Here is a 20,506-nt window from a genome sequence, read left to right on the forward strand (position 1 = left end):
TCCTTTTGTCTCTCTCATCTCTTGGCTATCAAGCAAGACTACATTAACCTCATTTGGATTGTTAAATAGAAAGTCCATATCGCTTTGTGAAATAGAGGACACTTTATTTGTAGCAATCTGTGCTTCAAAGCCATCTTATATATTTTTAGCTTGTGCAAAACTTAAACTTAAAATTGAATTAATAATAATTTTCATTCAAATTCTCCTATGTGCTAATATCAAATTAAATAATTTAGATTTAGTGCCTAAAAACGATGTCAATTATTTATGAAACAAATAATTGATTAAGACTTAAAATTATCAAGTCTTACTTTATGCTAACATACGATTTTTTCAGAGTCAAGTATTTTTTAAATTTATATAAAAAAGTTATATTAAATCTAAAAATGTATAGAAATACTTTACATTTTTGTAGTTTTTAATGAATAGATGATAATTTTTTTAAATGGATTCTTAATTATTGGGAATAATGCAAATGAATGATAAAAGAGATATTTAACCCTTGAAAATGCCAAATATAATAAGTTATCAATATGTATTGTTATTGAGATAGTAAAGAATCTATATTTGCTTTACCATTGTTAGGTTTTATATAAGCGCAATTGCGTCAGTAGTAAAATAGCAATTAGTTAATTATTAATCAAGCATAAAAGAGCTATTTCCCTATGGTATCTTTGATGATTTTATAAATAAACTCCACATCGTTTTTGCCTTTCATAAAGCCATCATCTCCTTTTATTCTCATGTCATTTGGCACAATAGCCAAAACCTTGCCCGGATAATTCAAATCTTTTCGTTGGTAAAACATTTCTTTAAACTTCGCAAGACTAACCCTAATATTTCCAAAACTAGGATCAGCAAGATAGACAAAATGCTTATCACTTCCCTTATACACAGTAAAATGCTCATTGTCTCTTATCTTGACATAAATAATAACAGGAGTTTTAAGCATGAATAGAGATTGCATATCTAGGGCTAAGCCTATAGCCCTCATGCCCTTAGTCTTTACAAACTCGTCTATATCAAAAAACGAAAAAACTATTTCTTTTCGCAGTTCTTCATTTTTCTCAATCTCTTCTTTCATATCACTAGTAATACCCTTTGATAAGAATATGGCATCTAGTATTTCTTTCTCGCTTGTTTCTATATGGTAATAATAAGCAAGAATAGTGGCAAGAGACGCACTCCCACAACTATAGTCATATTCTTGTCTGATAAGATTCTTGTCTCTAATTTGTATCCAAGATACTATGGGCTTTTGCACATTTATAGAATCAGTGCTAATAAAAACTTCTGCCAAACATATCCGCAAACCCAATGTGAATATAAAAAGGATAAAAAACATAAAGTGAAAAAAGACAGAATTCATTAGATTCTATATGAGAAAGAAATATTTACTGAATTGCTTATATAGCTACTAGTATCAAGTCTCTCGGCACTGGTAAATAGGATTAGATTCTGCTTTATCTCATAAGCTATGCCAAAATTATATCCAAAGGACGAACCAAGTGCTGCCACTACACGTCCATTTACAAAGTCCTGTGTGTTATATTGATATTTTATACCAAAGTTAAGCGAAATATATGGATTAACAGCAAAGTATATTGTAGGATTAAGAGAAAATATCTCGCCATTATTTATACTCAATGTCTTGAAAGAATTTTGTAGATTGATTCTAATATTGGCTTGAATGAGAAAAACTATCGGATCTACAGTATAAAAACTTGTGAGAAATATAGAATATCCCTTGAAATATTGCAAGGAATTACTAGAGTCGTTAAATGTAGCCACATTCATAATATCTGTGCTAGCACCAACAAGTAGAGCTGGTGCTTTACCCTCTTTCTTAGCTTCTACTAGGAAGCCTAGATTCCAAGCTCCAAAATTACCGCTAGATTCATTAGAAAAACTATCGCTAATATTGCGTCTGCTACGCTGATAAAAGGCATTAAGCGTGCTAAATAACTCCACTCTGTTATACACGCCATAGCGAACCATCAAAGAGAAATCAAAATAATCTTGATTAAGATTATTATAGCCACTTACAACAGGAGCATTAATAACGCTATTATTGGGCAGCATAATAGGAATGGAGGTTAAAAGCGGATTGCTGCTTTTTATATTGATATAGGTTAAAGTTGGCAATAGGCGCAACTGCCCATTCTTGCTTAGAATCTCATCAACGCCTACTGACTTTGACTGCGCTATGCCAAGCATAGCAAGAAGTAATATAAAGATAATACCTAACTTAAAATTCAGACGCATTATAAACCATATCATTAAGCCAGAATGCTATCAAGATAGCTTAAATTAGAAGCTAATTCCAAATTCAAGATTCCCACTCCATACTTTAGACTTTGGAAAGATATCTGCAGCACCTAGCATATAATATTTGCCTATGGCTTTAGTATAAAATGCAATTTTGTCGCTTAGATTTATAAGCATTCCCAAGCTAGCATGAGCGATATGTCCATTACTAAGCTTATATGGTGTATTATCAATATTATAAGAACCGCTAAATACCCAAGAGTATCCACCACCATATGTAAGCTTCATAGAGCCAAGTGGCAGCTTCCCATCTAGCTCTGCCCCAACTGTAGCTAAATGTCTACCTACACCCTTATTTCTTATAGTAAACTGATTGTCATATCCAATTATAATATTTACAAATAATGGGATATTTGTAGATAAGGTGTTAAAACCAAACTTAAATAAAAGATCAAGATAGATTGAGCTAGCATTTGGCTTATTCATAAAGCTATTTTTATTATACCCATATCCAGCTTTGATATCCACACCACCTTGCAATCTATCGAAAAACACATCAACGCCACCAAGCGATAAATATCCCCCCGAATATGATAGCTTGGCATTATCACCATTGCTTGTATTATAAAATCCTCCAATACCAACATAGCTATCTATAGCATAATTTTCAGTTATCTGCATAGCATTGGAACTTGTTATCATAGCTCCTAACAATGCAAGGCTAAAAGATATTTTTAATGGTATTTTAAACATAATGAATCCCTCCTCCTAGTTTATTTAAACCATTTATTAAAAATTCCATTGCTCAACCAATTTCCAAAACCTGCTGCAACAGGAACACCAAAAGCTAAGGCTAAGGCTGGCCAAAACTATCCTTTTGTCTCTCTCATCTCTTGGCTATCAAGCAAGACTACATTAACCTCATTTGGATTGTTAAATAGAAAGTCCATATCGCTTTGTGAAATAGAGGACACTTTATTTGTAGCAATCTGTGCTTCAAAGCCATCTTATATATTTTTAGCTTGTGCAAAACTTAAACTTAAAATTGAATTAATAATAATTTTCATTCAAATTCTCCTATGTGCTAATATCAAATTAAATAATTTAGATTTAGTGCCTAAAAACGATGTCAATTATTTATGAAACAAATAATTGATTAAGACTTAAAATTATCAAGTCTTACTTTATGCTAACATACGATTTTTTCAGAGTCAAGTATTTTTTAAATTTATATAAAAAAGTTATATTAAATCTAAAAATGTATAGAAATACTTTACATTTTTGTAGTTTTTAATGAATAATGATAATTTTTTAAAGGATTTTTAATATCATAGACTTTATATTTTTAGATTAAAGCAAAACATAAATATAGTCCCTAGCAAAATTAAGCAGCTATAATTTATGCCATAAGAATCACACAATACACAATATAAGGGATCTTTATGAAAAGATATAATGATATAGAAATCCTTGACATAATGCAAAATATGCCGCTAAAAGAGCTAGGTAGATTAGCAAATGCCAAAAAAGCCGAGCTTCATCCAGATAAAATTACATCATTTATAGTTGATAGGAATATCAACTATACAAATATTTGCTGGGTTGATTGTAAATTTTGCGCATTCAAGAGGAAACTAGGAGAAGATGGGGAATATATTCTAAGTTTTAACGAAATAGATTCAAAGATTGAGGAATTAATAGCCATTGGAGGCACACAGATTTTATTTCAAGGGGGAGTGCATCCAAAACTAAAAATTGATTATTACGAGAATTTGGTAGCCCATATAGCCAATAAATATCCACAAATAACTATCCACGGGTTTTCTGCTATAGAAATAAATTTCATAGCAAAGATATCAAAACTAGATATAAAGGAAGTTTTATTGCGATTACAAAAAGCTGGATTGTCCTCTATTCCTGGTGCTGGAGCAGAGATATTAAGCGATTCTGTAAGAGATTTGATCGCACCAAAAAAGCTTTCTAGTGATGAGTGGATTAGCATACATAAGCAAGCACATGAAATAGATATGAAAAGCACGGCTACAATGATGTTTGGTAGCCTCGAGAATGACTGCGACATAGTAGAGCATTGGAGAAGAGTAAGAGATCTGCAAGATGAAACAGGGGGATTTAGAGCTTTTATATTATGGAGTTTCCAACCCGATAATACCCCCCTAAAGGCACAATATCCAAATATTCAAAAATCAAGCTCTAATCGTTATCTACGATTATTGGCATGTTCTAGGCTATATCTTGATAATATTAGGAATATTCAAAGTAGCTGGGTTACACAAGGTAGTCATATAGGACAACTAGCACTTTTATTTGGTGCAAATGACTTAGGCAGCACAATGATGGAAGAAAATGTAGTCTCATCTGCTGGAGCTTGCAATTCTATGAATCAAGATGAGATGATAGCACTAATCAAAGATATAAATGAAATCCCAGCAAAACGAAATACAGCATACAATATACTAGAAACTTTTGCTTGAGTGCGCGCTTGTCTATGTTTATGCTCAAATAATTTCATGTATAAAAATAGACAATCTAATAAGATATTTAGTCTTTTCAAAGGCTCAATACAATAAAGCGGATTATCAAGTTTAAATTATATAACCTATTAGTTTGATAATAGTCTGCTTATCAGAGTGATATAGCCAAATATATACTAAATAGATTAGATTAAAAGGATTAATTGCCTCTTTTTCAGCTTCAAATTAACAATGTCTATAGCCTATAACAAAACCCCACTTGTTAGCATAGGCAAAATTAAGACTAAAAACTGATACTAGAACAAGTTAATATTAGAGCAATAGCTATAGCATATTTACGATATATGCTTATCAAAAATATGTAGTAGATATTTATTCTAATTTAAGTATATTACTAGAATACAAAATCTAGATTAATACCAACTTGAGCTGAAGTGCTAGTACTTAAAGATCCATTATATGTAATATTACCAAATGAAAAGCTGCCTTTCAAATCATGGTATTTAGAGGAGAATAGATACTTCCCTGCTAGCTCTATACGAAATCTTTCGTTAATTGTCCATGAAAATCCAAGATTAAGATATGGCGATCCACGCTTTGGATCTTTGGCAGACTTAACAAAGTCTCCAAAGGCATAATTATATCCGCCTCCAATAAAAAGCCCAAACACATTGCCAAAATTATGCAAAAAGTCAAGTCCACCACCTGCTGTCATATGTGAAAAACCACCGTTATTAACTGTAAAAGTACCTCGATTGAAATCAGCATATAATCTAAAGGCATTCTTTGGACTTAGTGCAGCTATATACCCAAGCCTAGCACCATACATATATTGACCCTTAGATTCTGTAGAGCTAGCTTTGCTAGAGGAACTGCCATTGGTTATACTTGCCTCTTGTTTAACTGTATTAAAATTAAAACCACCCGTAACTCCGACAAAAAGCCCACCCTTTTGTCCAGCATAAGCAAGATTAAGCCCTAAGGCTGATACTAGGGCAGCAGATACAATATATTTTTTCATTATATATCCTTCATTAAGGTAAAATTAATATTTAGTGTTTAATAAAACACTAAATATATTTTAATAACTAAATCGGAAACAAAGTCCAAAATTTAATAAATAAAACTATATCAAAAGAATAAAACTATATAAAGTTACAAATTTATAAAGCAATATGGCTAAATATCATTTCGAAATTTAAGGTTTTAAGGCGGATTCTTATTGCAAAAAGCCTATTCAAATTGGCATTAATGCAATTGAAACAATCATTCAGAAATATTTGATACCAAATGTATATAGCATGCTAAGTATTGCACAATCTAGCCATACTTAAGCTAGCTTAAGTATGGTAGGAGGCTTTAAAGATATATTTATATTACTGCAATAATCTCAAGACATTTTGTTGCACAGCATTTGCTTGAGCCATCGCAAAGCTTCCAGATTGAGCTAAAATATTGTGTTTAGAGAATGTTGCAGATTCTTGTGCGAAGTCTACATCTCTAATTTGACTTTCAGCTGCTTTCACATTGACTTGTGTAATAGAGATGTTATTAATTGTAGCTACAAGTTGCATTTGCACAGAACCCATATCAGCTCGGATTTTATCAAGTTGTTTAATAGCTGATTCTGCCATATCCATAACAACCATAGCTCCCCTCAATGATGTAACACCTGCGCCAATGCCAGCTAGATTTTGCTCGGCTTGAGCCACATTTGCATTTGCCCCACTCGCACTTGCAATATTTGCGTCCATATTTCCACGCACAGAACGCAAATTCACTGTGTATTCTGCAATACCTTGTGCAGAATGGAATCCAACATTGCTAAAGTTAATTCCACTTATGATAATATCTCTAGCATCAGTTCTAACAAGACTTAAACGACCCACAATAGCATGATCCTTACCATCTATACCTTTGAAGCTACCGCCACCAAATACATTACCTGTTTTACCATCTGTCTGAATAGAAATTGCACGACCATCTACACTTTTTAAATTTAATCTACCCTCAATATCTACATACGCCTCTACACCTGTCCTTTCTTTTATAGAGTTAAAAGCATTAATTAGCCTACCGTCAGCATCATTTTTACGCACATCATTTATCGTTCCAATGGTAGTTCCATTTACAACTAGCCCATTTACTGTTCCAGACTGAATTGGTATTTCGCCTGTCCCCAATACAGTAGCATAAGCACGCACTCCAAGCTTATCAGAGAATTTATTAATTGTATCAGCCAAAACACCTATGCCTGTCCCAGCACTAGTAGAAACTACAGCTGTTTCTAGTTTATAGTCTTTCTTGCCGTCTACTTGTTTAAACTTTAAGGCTATTTCTTTTAGGTTTTTTGCACCAGCACTAGCCAACATACCCTTTCCAGACACAGAGGAGCTCTCTAACCTAACATGCCCTATCTTGTCGGAGCTTGTTGGACTAATAGAAGCCTTTACCGTTGTATTTGAATAAGCACCAATTTGGAATTCTTTATTTGAAAATGCACCAGAAAGCATTTGCTGTCCATTGTAACTTGTAGTATTGGCTATATTATCTAGTTCCTCCAAAAGTCTTACAATGTCATTTTGCAATGCTCTCCTTGATTCTGTCGTTTGTCCATCTTGCGCTGCTTGAATTGCTTTCACCTTTACGGTGTCAAGAATCTTTAGTTGCTCATCCATTGCTTTATCTGCTATCTGAATCATACCAATAGCATCATTAGCATTTCCTATTGCTTGCCCAAGAGAGCTTGCCTGACTTCGTAAACTATCTGCGATTGACATACCAGAGGCATCATCTGCCGCTTTATTAATACGTAACCCAGAGCTTAATTTCTCTAAAGAATTAGCTATTGCTCTATTGTTCTGCACACCAATAGTATGTGCATTGAGTGCTGCAATATTTGTATTTATCCTAAAACTCATGTTTGCATCCTTTGCGAAAAATTTGAATACATGAGGCTCGAAGCAAAGTTTGTTCCTAAATATAAGATTCTTTGAAAATACAAAGATTACAAATGACTAAATTTTGTTACATTAAGGTACTTGCTTGTAAAATTACTAATATATCGCTATTATTCTAAGGTATTTTTAAGACTAACCAAAGGATTATAATGGAATCAATTTGCTGTGTATTAAGAGTGCTTTTCCTTTATGGCTTATTGCAGCTTATTAGCTTTTCTTACGCAAATGATAAAACCATTACAATTACCGCTCAAATACAAAACACTCCGAATATACAAGTGGTAAGCAGCGATAATAATGAAAACACCATAAAAATATATAAAATGTTAATCCAAGACCTTAGGGTATTGGGGCATTTCAATACGTATTACGATGACACTGTAAAAACTAATGTTTTGAAATATGATATATCAATACAAGATTATAAGGCTAAAAACATACACTTTATAGCACAAGTATCTCATAAGAAAGATGGAAACAAATTTATTGGAATTTTAACTTTAAGAGATTTAGTTACAGATAGAGAAGAGACTACAGAATATATCCAAGAAGACAAAGAGGCTTATCCATTCATATCCCATACTATGGCTGTATATCTAAGCAAATACATTAAAGCAGATAATGCAGATTGGATAAATAGATATGTAATATTTTCAAAGCAAATAGATTCTACAAAAACCGAAATTGCAATAGCCGATTATACATTTACTTACCAAAAGACATTAATCTCTAATGGAATAAATGTCTTTCCAAAATGGGCAAACAAAGAACAAAGTGAGTTTTATTACACGTCCATAAACAACGAAGCAACAATATACAGGTACAATCTAAGCAATAGCAAGAATCAAAGAGTCCTATCTTCTCAAGGCATGGCAATAGTGTCTGACGTATCAAGAGATGGCTCTAAGGTTCTTATGAGTCTTTCTCCCGTTGGGCTAAGTGATATATTTTTGTATGATGTGAAAGCTAGGAAAGTAGTCCAACTTACCACTTATTCTGGAATAGACGTAAATGCTGGTTTTATCAATAACGATAAATCATTTGCTTTTGTTTCAGATAGGCTTGGCTATCCAAATATATTTGTGCAAGATCTATATGATAACGGATATTCTAGGGTATCTCAAGCCGTATTTAGAGGCAGAAATAATAGCATGTTAGCAACATTCCAAGATTATATAGTTTTCTCTAGCAGAGAAACCAACCCAGACACAGGATCAATAGGTTTCAACCTATACCTCATATCATCACAAAGCGATTATATGCGAAAGCTAAGTAAAACAGGAGTAAATCGAATGCCTAGATTCTCTTATGATGGAGATTCAATCATGTTTTTAAAGCAATCGGGCGGAGAAAGTGCAATAGGCATTATCAGACTATCTATTAACAAAAGTTTCTTATTTCCACTAAAAAGCCTAAAAATTCAAGCATTTGATTGGTAAAACACATAATTTTTTGATAGAATCAATACATTAAAATAGAGGAGATTCTATGAAATATCTAATGTTATCAGGTATTTTATTGTCGCTATTTCTTACTGTTGGTTGCGGGTCAAAAAGCGTTGATTCGTCTGGAGGCGGCGGTAGGCAAATAACACAACAAGATTCAGATGGAGAAGTTGCTGACGAATCTGAAAAAATGGCACAAAATGATGGCGGTTTTATGCCCGTTCCAGGTCCAGATTCTCAAGGTTTATCTGGGGTAGAAGTTATAGATCCAAAAGATGTAACAAGAAATGTTGATAACGGAGAAAAAGATGCCTATACAGATAATAAAGAATCAAATATTTATGGAGATGATGATTATGCACAAGTTGTGCCCGCTGATTCTCTATACACCATTTACTTTGACTTTGATAGATATAATATCAGAAACAATATGAAGCCATATATAAAAGCTGATGCTGAATATATAAGAGAAAAAAATATTAAATCTATAGTTTTGCAAGGAAACACGGATGAACTTGGCACAGATGAATATAACTTTGCATTAGGACAAAAAAGGGCATTATCAGTAAGAGATGCTCTAGTGTTACAAGGGATTCCAAAGGATATATTTTCAACCGTCTCATTTGGCTCTAGCAAACCTGTATGTAGAGAAAAGACAGAGCAGTGTCATGCAAAGAATAGGCGCACAGAAGTTATTGAAAAATAAGAAACAAAGCAAAACATAGATTAAATAAATATTGTGCGTATAGGTTGTTGATATAGTTAGGATATCTTTCGGTATGTAAAATGGCTATAAAGTCGGCTATAGATTAATTATCAGCAAGATTAGATATTTATATTAAATTTAAACATTAAAGCAGACTTGTATAAGCATAAATTTATGTTAAGTTATAAAAAGAACCAATCTAAAAACTAACATACTTGAATTGGGGGATATTAAGATTCCATGAGGTTTATACTTATTAGTATTATTAGATTCTGGATTTTTCCTATATTCTCAATACTTGTTTTGCATAAGCTTTATGCAGAGCCATCTGCCTTTGAAATGCAAGGTAGTGCTACAAAAAAGGATATGAGAGACTTAAAAGAACTCGCAGATTTTACTCGCTCAATGATTTCTGATTTCCACTCTAAGATAGCAGATCTTGAGCAAGCAGTAGAGGGGCTAAAGACTGTTTATGATGGGATTGGTCTTACTTCAAGACAAGACACATTACTAATCAAATCCCAAATGGATAAGATATCTAATCTACAAGATGCTATAGAACATATACGCTCTTCCCAGAAATTCGATTTAGATGCTAAACAAAAACTAGAAGCACAAATAGAAGCAAATGCTCAAAATATAGTTCAAATCAATCAAAAAATAGACAAATTGTCTGAAGCATTCTTACAAGCCAATTCAGAGATTTTAAAACAAATAGAAGTATTAAGCCAGCAAGCCATAGCTCTCCAAAGCAGCATTCAATCAATACAAATCCAACCACAAGAAGCTCCAGAGCAAGAAACTGTTATAGAAGATTCTAATGTAAACAAAAAATATAATTTCTCAGACGACAATGAAGAGAACCTTAAAACAGCAAAAAAACTACTTAGAGATAAAAACTATGACGATTCTAAAGCGTATTTTGAATATCTGATTAGTAAAAAATATGCTGTAGCAGAATCAAACTACTATTTAGGTGAAATATATTACGCATATAAGCAATACAATGAAGCCCTACCATATTATAAAATTAGTGTAGGATTAGACAGTAAAGCAAAATATATGTCAGTCTTATTATGGCATACAGCCTGGTCGTTTAAATATTTAGGCGATAATGAAAATTATAGGAAATTTTTACAAACTTTGGTTACCTTGTTCCCAAATAGTGAGCAAGGACGTAAAGCCAAAGATATACTTAGCAAATAGGAGATAATTATGATAGAACATAATAAGGTAGTAGCAATTAACTATGAAGTAATTGACGCCCTAACAAATGAAACAGTAGATAGCAATAAAGATAGCAAGCCTTTAGAATTTATAGTCGGACATTCACAAGTTATAGAGGGGCTAGAAAAACAAATTATAGGTGCTAATGTTGGAGATTCTCTAAATTTTGATGTAGACCCGGAACATGGCTATGGAATAAGAAATCCAGAATTATTACAAGAAGTAGATAGAGAGCAATTTGGCAATATAGAGTTAGAAAGAGGCATGACATTGTTTGGGCAAGCTGAAAATGGTATGCCTGTGCAAGTAATCGTAGCTGACTTCAATGACAATACAGTTATAGTTGACTATAATCATCCACTAGCAGGAAAAACACTAAACTTTAAAGTAGATGTGCTAGATATAAGAGATGCTACACCTGATGAAATTATGGCTGGTATGGGAGGAGGTTGTGGCTGCTCTAGTGGTGGCGGACATAGGCACTCTCATGGAGGTGGGGGCTGCTGCGGTGGAGGTGGTGGAGGTTGTGGCTGTCATTAACTAACATATACAACAGGCTGCCTAAACAAAATTAATGCCACTTTTTCACCTTTTAACTAATCTTTTTATAAAACACTCTTGTTAAATTATCATTCTTCATCTATAGATGAAGAATGTATATTGACACTTTTTCTGTTATATCAAGGGCATTATTGTAATTTCTAAGATAACTTACAAATGAAATGCTAATATTGCTTAAGAATCTTATCACCCTAGAAAAGTATATATGCACTTAAGGAATACTTAGTCTCATATTCGTCCATACAAAAGAATTACAAAACATAACTTTTTAGTAAAATATAAAATTCTAAATAAAGTAAAAATCTAGAATATTTACCAAAGACCTTATTTTTACTTAAATATGGCATAAACTAGAATTTAAACATAAAGTGATAGTTAAGGGACATAAGCGCACTACGCCATAATTCTGCTCGAACTATATTTTTATCCTCAACCGCAAAGCCTGGTAAATCAAGATAGGCAAACGGCACATTCAAGCCTATCTCAAATCTATGAATATTAGCAATTGTTAAGTTTACCCCTAGATTAAATGAGTAATCAACCTTTAAAGCATAATCCCATATATATGGTGAAGCCATTAACTTATTATTAGACGAAAGATATGTGCGATAATACATCATGCCAACATTAATACCTGCAAAACCACCTATGTAATTACGAAACTTACTATCAATAGGGACTTCAAAAAGCAAATCCACGCTTAGATGTCCTAGAGCATAAAAGGCTTTCAAATCACTTCTAGGGGTGCTTGCACCATCACGCAAATCAACATCACCAACAGGAGTAAAAAGCAACAATGGTATAAAGATTCCTCCATATATACGTGCACCTATATGGTGATTAAAAAATCGCTGATACCCACCTCTAAAGGAATATACAAAAGGCGAAGAACGCGTAGCAATGGGGGTTTGAATAATGTCGTTGTTATTTGTTGCTGGATTTCTTATCGTTTGGGTTCTAGTTCCACTTGCGAAAACATCTAGAAATCCTATCCCAGCACCAGCAAAAAAACCCGTTTTTGCAAATCCATCAGCATAAGCTTGAGCAAGAGCATTAAATCTAATGGCACTATCATTGTCACTAATATATTCACCATATGGGAGATTAGTTTGTATATCAACATTCTTGTCTAAAATTTTACTTCGTAAATTAAATACTTCATATCGTAAGTCTTCTAAATATTCTAGCTTTTGCTCATAGGTATTAAGATTGCTAGGAGCAACAAAATCATATAAATCATCAGTATCATCTTCTTGTTCTGCATTGTCTATTTGTTCTTTTTTTGACATACTATTCATCTCATGTATAGCATCCGATCTTGCTAATCCAACAAAAATAAATAAAAATAAGATGACCTTCTTCATATTCCTGCCTAAAATATAAAGGAATAACTTAGCATATAGGAGTTTTTATAATCAAGTTTATTATTGCTTAGCAAAAATATACGTTCAATCTCTATTCTATGCTTATTGTGAATAGTATATGCTACCCCTATATGTGGCACTCCGCCGACTTTTATATCAGAATTAAAAACACTAAGTCCAAAACCAAACCCCAAGAATAAACCAAAGGAATCAGAGCCAAAAACTTCAATATCATGCATGAATGAAAAACGTGAACCAAAGAATATTTGGGTTTGCTTATCTAATATAGGTATAGGCTCTATACCAAATAGTTCAGCTCTAATTCCAAAATTGTTATTAAAATACTTAAGATAACCAAGTCTAAGAAAAAATGCCATATTTATATTATCTATTTTAACTTCACGTCCACTAGAACTATTGACAAAGTCGAGCATATATCCTAAGCCTAGGATTGCCCCACTTCGTTTAGGATTAATTAACCATGTGCTTTTGCGCTTTTGCGCTTCTCTTATCTGTCCTCTTAGAAAATATATTTCCTTAGATAATTCATGAATTCTAGAATCTATATCTTCATATTCTTCTTTATAGTCAAATTCTACACTACCATCTAATATATGTATTTCCTTTTTAAACTCATACTTCTGCTTTGATTTACTTGCACTATAAGCTATAGATATTATAATAATAAATAATGCAAAGATTCTAAAAAACATAATGAAACCCCATTACAATGCTAACAGGTCTAGCAAAATTAGAAGATTCAATTAATGTAGTAATATTGCCTAGCTTGCGTTGCACATATATTCCATAGTGATAGAAGAATGTCTTAAATCCTAACTCTATTTTATATCTTTCTTTATATGAGAAATAATTAGTTAATGATATATTCGTGGAAAATCCATTTAGACTATCCCAAAATAAATCTTCATAAGTCATATAGCCAATGCCATATCCAGCTGAAATTCCATAATTCCACCTACCATTAATTGGCACTTCATACAATAGCGCAGTCCCCACTCCCACAAAGGAAAATGTTGTATCTACAAAATCATCAAAAGCACTTGTCTTTAATGATTTAAGCGCATTTGTTGCAATCAAAGAATCAACAAAGATTCTAAAACCTAATTGATGGGATAAAATTCCAAGAAAATTTTGATAACCAACATTAACGCTTAGGGTCGGAAGCGAATTAATATTGCTATCAACAGCACTAAATGTAACTCCTGCTTGGATTGCTAAGTATAGATGAGACTTATATGCTTTCCTAATCACGATATTGTTAGAATTGTCTATTTCTTCTTGTGTCTTAGCATTATTAAAACCTCTTTGTAGCTCTTCTCTGCTTAGTTTTTGTGGTGCTTGAGTATTTTTCTGCTCCCTTTCATAAATATATTTCGCATGTGCCTTCATGCTGTTTTCTTCTTTGCTATCTATCTCCTCTGCAGGACAAAGATAAAAAGACAACATAGCAACAGATATTATTATCCTAAAAAACATAGTCATATCCTAATATCCATGTAGCACCTATATATCCAGTCTCTAGACCCTGTATAATTTGCATTTTAAGGCTAAAGTTATGATTTTTAGATATGAATAAGTGTAAAAACTCTATATTTAGTTTATATGCTAACTCAAATACGCTATCTTTATCCGATAAGCCTGTAATCCTAGAACTCCCAACCCCAATGCCAAAACCAAAACCAAGCCAAATATTAGGGTTGGTTAATGCAAAATCAAATAATAAATCTACATTTGCGCCTGTAAAAACAACGCCACTTTGCAAAAAACTGCTTAACAAGTCAGTATAAACAGAAAAACCCATAAAATTTACTGGCAACATTGTTGATAAATAGTTTTGATATCCTATGCGACCATAAATTAACGAATAGTTGTAACTAGACATTATTAAAGAACTCTGAATACTAGATGAGCTAAAAAATGATAAGCCTATATTGACATTACCACCATAGCCAAGTCCTATAAAAAAACCCGTTTTATTTTCTGCATTATCTACTGATTTTATAACCTTTGCAATATCCAAGTCATAATACTTCTTGCTAGCTATTATATGAGGATAATATTTTTTATCCAAGCTAAGATAATCTATCTTATCATCTATCAATACAGAATCTTTACTTACAGCCTCTTTAGATATATTGTTCGAATCTGATATGGAATCTTTAGCGATACAAATAACAACAAACAACAAAAATATAATGCCGCAAGAAAGCTTTTTATATTCAATACTTACAATAAATATTCTATAAAAATTCCAGCAAGACAACAAAAAAAAATAATGAAATATCCCCACTCTTTATCCCCACAAGCTAGATACTGCAAAAATGATTCTAACTGAAAAAAGTCTTAATTGTGATATTATTTCAGACATTTATTATAATTTAATACAAACTAAATATAAATATCATCTTAATCTAAGTAAAAAATAATAACTTAACGCACATAACTAAAGAAACAATAACAACTAACGGCTTTATGATTTTAACCCCATAGCGAATAGCAAGTCTTGACCCAATATTTGCCCCTAAGAATTGTCCAACGCCCATAGTAATGCCTAATATCCATAATACTTGTCCACCTAAAGCAAATATTAGCAATGAAGCAAAATTGGATATGAAATTATATAGTTTGGCATGTGCTAGGGAGCTTGTAATATTAAAACCGCCTAGCAAGATTCCAGCTAACATAAAAAATGAACCAGTACCAGGACCAAAAAATCCATCATAAAAACCAATTATGCCAAATACGATTCCAAGCAAAAACCTATTCGACCTAGGCTTACTCTCTTGATTAGAAACTTTGGGAGAAAAAAGAAAGTAAAACGCAAATATAATTAGTAAAAAAGGAATGCACTTAGATAAAAATTCTGCATCAAAGGCTCTAACCAACAATGCCCCAAGAGAAGCAAAAATAAATACAGATATAACGAATGCTAGATTATTCTTAAGATTTAAAAAGCCCTTCTTATAAAAATGCAATGCTGCGCTAAAGCTACCAAAACAGCTTTGTAATTTATTTGTGCCTAAAGCTATATGTGGTGGTATTCCAGCAAGCCATAATGACGGAATAGTAATCATTCCGCCTCCCCCAGCAATAGAATCAATTAGCCCAGCAACAAATGCTACTAATACAAGTATGCCCAATGTATCTATGCTAATATCGCCTATAACTACATCTATCATTTTTTACCCTTATGTATTGGTAAAATAAATTATAAATAATTATTAATAGATAAGACATTAAATCTTATTTGACAAGGCAAAAATAATACTAAAGATAAGGATAAAATATGAAATATATTGTAATAATTGGGATTTGTGCCTTGCAATATATGTTTGCTATAAATGAGACAGATGATTTTATTGAGCTTAGAGAAAAGTTTTTTAAGGAATCTTTTGCTCAACAATATGATCTGGCAAAAATTCAGAAAGATTCTAAGACCAAACTAGAATTCATTGATTTTTGTGCGTACCCACCTGATAGAAGTCTAGTATTTGGAGCATTAGATAATGGCAGATTCAAAGGAGAAAAAATTAAAGACTTACCTTTTGAGTGCAATCAAAATAGTGGTGCAAAGAAATTCTTTATAAAAAATTCCGATATTCAATTAGCTTATAACATCTTCCGTTTAACTATACCGCTTGCTAGCTTTTTGCAAGAAAAAATGCCAACGGGAAATAAGAAAATTGCACTACAAAATGGTTCAATATCATACATTTGGCAGAAAAGTCACAAAGGCATCACAAGATTATGGGTAATCTATGATAGCACTACAGAAATGCGCACCATTATATTTACCCAAAATGGGACAACTACAGAATCTATATTGCAATACTTGACTAGATAATGAACATGTCAATTTATTAAAATACTCAAATGATAAATATAGTTCCATACAAACAAAATAAAATCTTGCAAAGTAGAGCCTTAAGATACTTCTACAATATCAAGTTTTACTCAATATAATTGAGTTAAAGTTATTGATATAACAAAACGAGGATTACATAAACTAACAAAGCGGATTAAATGTATCAAAAAGCTTTGGATTGCTACTAAAATCTTCTATTGCTTCTTTATATACCTCAATAATTTTATCAATGCTCTTATCAAGAGCATAATTTTGTGCAGACTGCTTATATTTAATCTTCATTTCTTCTAGCTGATCTTTATTTTCTATCCAATAATCAATCTTGGCACTCAAATCAGATATATCATTAGTGATAAATAAACTTCGAGAATCAAGGGCAAATTGATTTGTAGCACTAACCTTAGAATCAGCAATAACAGGCACTACCCCAGCAGAAACAGCCTCCAAACAAGCTATAGCCTCGCTTTCAACTTGTGCAGGATGCACATATAAATTCATATACTTTAGCTTATTAATTAACAAAGAATTCTCTATGAATCCAAATTCTGGACTATTATGTAATAGTCTACTACAAAGCTCTTGTAGATATTCTTGCCTTGGACCAATACCATGCAAATGAAGTTTGATAATCTCTGAATATTTACTTCGTGCAATAGCTTTAATCAAAATATCCTGCCTTTTCTCCTTAGAGAATCTACCAACAGAAGCAATATGAAAAAAAGAATCATTAAAGCAATCAGCCTCTAATATTGATTGGCTAACATTAAACTGAAATCCATTGCTTATTACATACTTTTTGCCTCCATAACCCTCTCTTTGTATCTCTGCTTCCATAAGTTTGCTTGGACAATGAATATGATGTATATAGCCATAAAATTGCTTATAAAATCTTCTAAATATAAAACTATTAAACCAATCAAAATTCATATTCATATTGTAGCTAATATGTTGAGGTTGAAGATGAAAAGCCCCTATATAAGGCACTTTCAGCCTTCTGCAAATCTTCACTCCCATAATCTCCAATGCAAAGGGTAAATAAAAATGAACAATATCACAACCCTTAATAGCTAACTCTAAGACTTTAGAATCTGGATAACCAAATATCATATGTTGTTTATGCGAAATCTCTGTAACAAGCGGAATATATCTCTCTTTAACAAAATATAGCTTCTCTCCTTCACTACCTATTACTACATCTTTATCCTGTTCCATATCTGATGGTTTGGTAGCTACTATACGAAGATCATGACCCCTGCGTATTAACTCACGAGCAAAACGAAATGCAGTCATAGAAGTCCCGTTGCTTCTATCATTATAACTATCTACAACAATGGCTATTATCATCTATCAAGTTTTAATTTAAATATTTTCTTGTCAAACACTGCGACAAAGAATATGCCATAAAAAATTTTAATATCCAGCAAAAATCCCTCCACCTTTACCTCGCATTTCTTGGTGTCATCTTGCAGGGCTTCAGCTTGAAAAACAACTTCATGTCCAAGTTCTATTGGAGCTAAAAACTTTATATCTGCTCCAATTATTAGGCTATTTTTTTTATTAAGAGCAGTTAGGGCAGCATGAGCAGCTGCACTAAACACAAATCCGCTATGAATAAGCCTAGAATCAACGCACATTTCTGAAGTAGGAGTAAAGACCACTTTAGATAAATTTCTTGCTAGTCCAACAAGCTCGCCTGAAAGCTTAAAATTCAAATCTCTAGCAATGCTCCTATCTTCCAAGTGATTTGTAAGTTGCGTCTCTTGCGAAATACTTTCATCTGTATCCACAAATCCTCCCTTTTAAGCTAGAATATTTGATAGTGCAAATGCCAATTAGAGTCTAGCACAAAAAATAATATCATATCCATAATAACTATATGTTTTTTAAGGAAATTTTAATGTATTGTTTAACTGCATTGAATAAAGATTTTACATTTCCTATCGCTAAAGCTATATACGAAGTAAAACAATCAAAGTTTATTGCCTATCTTTATGTATTTTCAGAAACAATAAACCATACAGCAGAAACAAAAGATTGTATTATCTCTAACCTACGAACAGAACACAAAAAAGCTAACCATTTTGTGTTTGCATCTCGCATAATCAATGCAAACACACAAATAGTAGAATCTAGCTCTGATGATAAAGAACCAAAGGGAAGCGCAGGAACTCCTATGTTAGTAGTTTTACGTGGAGAAGAAATAATTGATGTTTTATGTATATGCGTACGTTATTTTGGCGGCATAAAGCTTGGTGTTGGAGGGCTTGTACGTGCATATACGCAAGCTTGTTTAGATGTCATAGCAAAAGCTAGAAACGAATCTCTATTAGAATTATATGTTCCTAAACAAACAATTACTATTACAAACTCTATTACACAATGTGATTATATTGGATACTTAATCAGAATCAACAATCTAGAAATCTTACATAAGGAGTTTTTAGGAGATACATTTGAATTTACCCTACATGGAAAAGCACCAGATATAGATAAGCTTCTAGCTACTATTAAAGCTAGGTAAAAGAGCAAAATACTAAAATTACAGAATCTATAGATTAAGCCAAAGCACAACTTGTAGCAGATGACTTTAAAATTATCCAAAAATATCAAAAAATAATATAGAATAAAAGACTGTGAAAATTCACACATGCTAGTCCTTATTTGGTTGCCTTACCGCTTTTATAAATCAAATGGATATTTGTTAGGTAGGGTTAAGGAGCATGGCGGCAAAACCAAAATTAAAAATATCAAGGAGAATTTATGGTTAGTATGAAAGACCTATTAGAATGCGGTGTGCATTTTGGACATCAAACAAGAAGATGGAATCCAAAGATGAAGAAATTTATCTTTGGCGTTAGAAAGAATATTCATATTATTGACTTGCAAAAAACATTGCGTTATTTCCGCTACACATATAGTGTAGTTAGGGACGCGGCAAGCGAGGGAAAAGTTATAATGTTTGTTGGAACAAAGAAACAAGCAAGCGACACACTTAAAGAATTTGCAGAAAAAATAGATGTGCCATATGTGAACTATCGTTGGCTAGGAGGAATGCTTACAAACTTTAGCACCATTAAAAAATCTGTGCGCAAACTAGAAATAATAGAAGAGATGGAAACTAGCGGACAAATGGAGTTATTAACAAAAAAAGAAAAACTAATGCTACTTAGAAAAAAAGAAAAACTAAACAAATATTTAGGCGGCATAAGACATCTAAAAAAAGCTCCAGATATGATATTTGTAATAGACACCCTTAAAGAAAAGATAGCAGTAGGTGAGGCTAGGAGGCTAGGGATTCCAGTTGTAGCACCACTTGATACTAATTGCGACCCAGACCTAATTGACTATCCAATACCAGGCAATGATGATGCGATTCGATCTATACAGCTTTTCTGTAAAGAAATTAGCGATGCCATTATAGAAGGCAGACAAATGAATGGAATCGAAAATGAAAATAATGCAGAGGAGCAAAGCGAACTTGGAGATCAAAAAGAACTTATACAAGAAGAAAAACAAGAGATTTTTGAAGAGTTAAAAAAAGAAATGCTAGCAGATGATAAAAATACAGAATCTACACAAGAAATATAAGTAAAGGAA

General features: G+C 32.5%; 20 protein-coding genes. 8 read left to right on the forward strand and 12 right to left on the reverse strand.

The window, feature by feature from the left end; all coding sequences use genetic code 11:
• Positions 1-655 precede the first annotated feature (655 nt).
• The 3 genes from LS73_RS00980 to LS73_RS00990 form a co-directional block, all read right to left on the reverse strand.
• Complete coding sequence (locus LS73_RS00980) at positions 656-1,300, reverse strand: C39 family peptidase (RefSeq protein WP_233708915.1); 645 nt, start codon at positions 1,298-1,300, stop codon at positions 656-658.
• 68 nt (positions 1,301-1,368) lie between these two features.
• A complete protein-coding gene (locus LS73_RS00985; protein WP_034559780.1) occupies positions 1,369-2,265 on the reverse strand; it encodes a hypothetical protein in 897 nt (298 codons plus the stop codon).
• 45 nt (positions 2,266-2,310) lie between these two features.
• Positions 2,311-3,021 carry a hypothetical protein gene (locus LS73_RS00990; protein ID WP_052090016.1) on the reverse strand — a complete coding sequence of 237 codons (711 nt, stop codon included), beginning with the start codon at positions 3,019-3,021 and terminating at the stop codon, positions 2,311-2,313.
• 689 nt (positions 3,022-3,710) lie between these two features.
• Here LS73_RS00990 and LS73_RS00995 point away from each other — a divergent pair.
• Entirely contained in the window at positions 3,711-4,760 is a 1,050-nt protein-coding gene (locus LS73_RS00995) for a dehypoxanthine futalosine cyclase (RefSeq protein WP_034559166.1), read from the forward strand.
• A gap of 394 nt (positions 4,761-5,154) precedes the next feature.
• Here LS73_RS00995 and LS73_RS01000 read toward each other — a convergent pair whose 3' ends face one another.
• Both LS73_RS01000 and LS73_RS01005 read right to left on the reverse strand, forming a co-directional pair.
• The gene (locus tag LS73_RS01000) at positions 5,155-5,781 is read right to left on the reverse strand and encodes a hypothetical protein (RefSeq protein ID WP_034559164.1); all 627 of its coding nucleotides are present in this window, start codon (positions 5,779-5,781) and stop codon (positions 5,155-5,157) included.
• Positions 5,782-6,136: 355 nt separating this feature from the next.
• A complete protein-coding gene (locus LS73_RS01005) occupies positions 6,137-7,681 on the reverse strand; it encodes a flagellin A (RefSeq protein ID WP_034559162.1) in 1,545 nt (514 codons plus the stop codon).
• A gap of 188 nt (positions 7,682-7,869) precedes the next feature.
• Here LS73_RS01005 and tolB point away from each other — a divergent pair, with 188 nt between their 5' ends.
• The 4 genes from tolB (at position 7,870) to LS73_RS01025 (ending at position 11,638) form a co-directional block, all read left to right on the forward strand.
• On the forward strand, positions 7,870-9,159 hold the full coding sequence (gene tolB / locus LS73_RS01010) for a Tol-Pal system protein TolB (protein WP_052089904.1): 1,290 nt from the start codon (positions 7,870-7,872) through the stop codon (positions 9,157-9,159).
• Positions 9,160-9,208: 49 nt separating this feature from the next.
• Positions 9,209-9,871: an OmpA family protein gene (locus LS73_RS01015; protein WP_034559160.1), complete on the forward strand. Its 663-nt coding sequence runs from the start codon at positions 9,209-9,211 to the stop codon at positions 9,869-9,871.
• A gap of 240 nt (positions 9,872-10,111) precedes the next feature.
• Positions 10,112-11,077 carry a tetratricopeptide repeat protein gene (locus LS73_RS01020; RefSeq protein ID WP_052089902.1) on the forward strand — a complete coding sequence of 322 codons (966 nt, stop codon included), beginning with the start codon at positions 10,112-10,114 and terminating at the stop codon, positions 11,075-11,077.
• 9 nt (positions 11,078-11,086) lie between these two features.
• Positions 11,087-11,638 (forward strand): FKBP-type peptidyl-prolyl cis-trans isomerase, encoded by a 552-nt coding sequence (locus LS73_RS01025; RefSeq protein ID WP_034559158.1) that lies wholly within the window; start codon positions 11,087-11,089, stop codon positions 11,636-11,638.
• A 371-nt stretch (positions 11,639-12,009) separates the two neighbouring features.
• Here LS73_RS01025 and LS73_RS01030 read toward each other — a convergent pair whose 3' ends face one another.
• The 5 genes from LS73_RS01030 to LS73_RS01050 all read right to left on the reverse strand — a co-directional run bounded on the left by LS73_RS01030 (position 12,010) and on the right by LS73_RS01050 (position 16,223).
• Positions 12,010-13,023 (reverse strand): outer membrane beta-barrel protein, encoded by a 1,014-nt coding sequence (locus LS73_RS01030; protein ID WP_052089901.1) that lies wholly within the window; start codon positions 13,021-13,023, stop codon positions 12,010-12,012.
• A gap of 8 nt (positions 13,024-13,031) precedes the next feature.
• The gene (locus LS73_RS01035) at positions 13,032-13,736 is read right to left on the reverse strand and encodes a hypothetical protein (protein ID WP_034559156.1); all 705 of its coding nucleotides are present in this window, start codon (positions 13,734-13,736) and stop codon (positions 13,032-13,034) included.
• Positions 13,726-14,520: a hypothetical protein gene (locus LS73_RS01040; RefSeq protein ID WP_034559154.1), complete on the reverse strand. Its 795-nt coding sequence runs from the start codon at positions 14,518-14,520 to the stop codon at positions 13,726-13,728. Before LS73_RS01040 ends, LS73_RS01035 begins: the two co-directional genes overlap by 11 nt.
• Positions 14,510-15,334: a hypothetical protein gene (locus tag LS73_RS01045; protein WP_052089898.1), complete on the reverse strand. Its 825-nt coding sequence runs from the start codon at positions 15,332-15,334 to the stop codon at positions 14,510-14,512. Before LS73_RS01045 ends, LS73_RS01040 begins: the two co-directional genes overlap by 11 nt.
• Positions 15,335-15,455: 121 nt before the next feature.
• Complete coding sequence (locus LS73_RS01050; RefSeq protein WP_034559152.1) at positions 15,456-16,223, reverse strand: TSUP family transporter; 768 nt, start codon at positions 16,221-16,223, stop codon at positions 15,456-15,458.
• A 107-nt stretch (positions 16,224-16,330) separates the two neighbouring features.
• On the opposite strand from LS73_RS01050, the gene LS73_RS01055 reads away from it, so the two are divergent.
• The gene (locus LS73_RS01055; RefSeq protein ID WP_052089896.1) at positions 16,331-16,888 is read left to right on the forward strand and encodes a hypothetical protein; all 558 of its coding nucleotides are present in this window, start codon (positions 16,331-16,333) and stop codon (positions 16,886-16,888) included.
• 162 nt (positions 16,889-17,050) lie between these two features.
• Here LS73_RS01055 and LS73_RS01060 read toward each other — a convergent pair whose 3' ends face one another.
• Positions 17,051-18,253, reverse strand: a complete 1,203-nt coding sequence (locus LS73_RS01060; protein ID WP_034559150.1) for a glycosyltransferase — start codon at positions 18,251-18,253, stop codon at positions 17,051-17,053.
• Positions 18,250-18,696 (reverse strand): thioesterase, encoded by a 447-nt coding sequence (locus LS73_RS01065; RefSeq protein WP_034559148.1) that lies wholly within the window; start codon positions 18,694-18,696, stop codon positions 18,250-18,252. Before LS73_RS01065 ends, LS73_RS01060 begins: the two co-directional genes overlap by 4 nt.
• Before the next feature lie 110 nt (positions 18,697-18,806).
• On the opposite strand from LS73_RS01065, the gene LS73_RS01070 reads away from it, so the two are divergent.
• Together LS73_RS01070 and rpsB are read left to right on the forward strand one after the other, a co-directional pair.
• Positions 18,807-19,430 (forward strand): IMPACT family protein, encoded by a 624-nt coding sequence (locus LS73_RS01070; RefSeq protein ID WP_052089893.1) that lies wholly within the window; start codon positions 18,807-18,809, stop codon positions 19,428-19,430.
• Between the two features lie 239 nt (positions 19,431-19,669).
• Positions 19,670-20,497, forward strand: coding sequence for a 30S ribosomal protein S2 (gene rpsB, locus LS73_RS01075; protein ID WP_034559146.1), 828 nt, complete (start codon positions 19,670-19,672; stop codon positions 20,495-20,497).
• The last annotated feature ends 9 nt before the right edge of the window (positions 20,498-20,506 follow it).

The sequence above is a fragment of the Helicobacter muridarum genome (assembly GCF_000765805.2).
Taxonomy (GTDB): domain Bacteria; phylum Campylobacterota; class Campylobacteria; order Campylobacterales; family Helicobacteraceae; genus Helicobacter_A; species Helicobacter_A muridarum.

Excerpts from the sequence above, each read along its gene's own strand:
- LS73_RS00990 (WP_052090016.1), bottom strand. The coding sequence starts at position 3,021 with ATGTTTAAAATACCATTAAAAATATCTTTTAGCCTTGCATTGTTAGGA.
- LS73_RS01025 (WP_034559158.1), top strand. The coding sequence starts at position 11,087 with ATGATAGAACATAATAAGGTAGTAGCAATTAACTATGAAGTAATTGAC.
- LS73_RS01070 (WP_052089893.1), top strand. The coding sequence starts at position 18,807 with ATGTATTGTTTAACTGCATTGAATAAAGATTTTACATTTCCTATCGCT.
- tolB (WP_052089904.1), top strand. The coding sequence starts at position 7,870 with ATGGAATCAATTTGCTGTGTATTAAGAGTGCTTTTCCTTTATGGCTTA.
- LS73_RS00995 (WP_034559166.1), top strand. The coding sequence starts at position 3,711 with ATGAAAAGATATAATGATATAGAAATCCTTGACATAATGCAAAATATG.
- LS73_RS00985 (WP_034559780.1), bottom strand. The coding sequence starts at position 2,265 with ATGCGTCTGAATTTTAAGTTAGGTATTATCTTTATATTACTTCTTGCT.
- LS73_RS01005 (WP_034559162.1), bottom strand. The coding sequence starts at position 7,681 with ATGAGTTTTAGGATAAATACAAATATTGCAGCACTCAATGCACATACT.
- LS73_RS01020 (WP_052089902.1), top strand. The coding sequence starts at position 10,112 with ATGAGGTTTATACTTATTAGTATTATTAGATTCTGGATTTTTCCTATA.
- LS73_RS01040 (WP_034559154.1), bottom strand. The coding sequence starts at position 14,520 with ATGTTTTTTAGGATAATAATATCTGTTGCTATGTTGTCTTTTTATCTT.
- LS73_RS01000 (WP_034559164.1), bottom strand. The coding sequence starts at position 5,781 with ATGAAAAAATATATTGTATCTGCTGCCCTAGTATCAGCCTTAGGGCTT.
- LS73_RS01015 (WP_034559160.1), top strand. The coding sequence starts at position 9,209 with ATGAAATATCTAATGTTATCAGGTATTTTATTGTCGCTATTTCTTACT.
- LS73_RS01055 (WP_052089896.1), top strand. The coding sequence starts at position 16,331 with ATGAAATATATTGTAATAATTGGGATTTGTGCCTTGCAATATATGTTT.
- LS73_RS01050 (WP_034559152.1), bottom strand. The coding sequence starts at position 16,223 with ATGATAGATGTAGTTATAGGCGATATTAGCATAGATACATTGGGCATA.
- LS73_RS01035 (WP_034559156.1), bottom strand. The coding sequence starts at position 13,736 with ATGTTTTTTAGAATCTTTGCATTATTTATTATTATAATATCTATAGCT.
- rpsB (WP_034559146.1), top strand. The coding sequence starts at position 19,670 with ATGGTTAGTATGAAAGACCTATTAGAATGCGGTGTGCATTTTGGACAT.
- LS73_RS01060 (WP_034559150.1), bottom strand. The coding sequence starts at position 18,253 with ATGATAATAGCCATTGTTGTAGATAGTTATAATGATAGAAGCAACGGG.
- LS73_RS01030 (WP_052089901.1), bottom strand. The coding sequence starts at position 13,023 with ATGAAGAAGGTCATCTTATTTTTATTTATTTTTGTTGGATTAGCAAGA.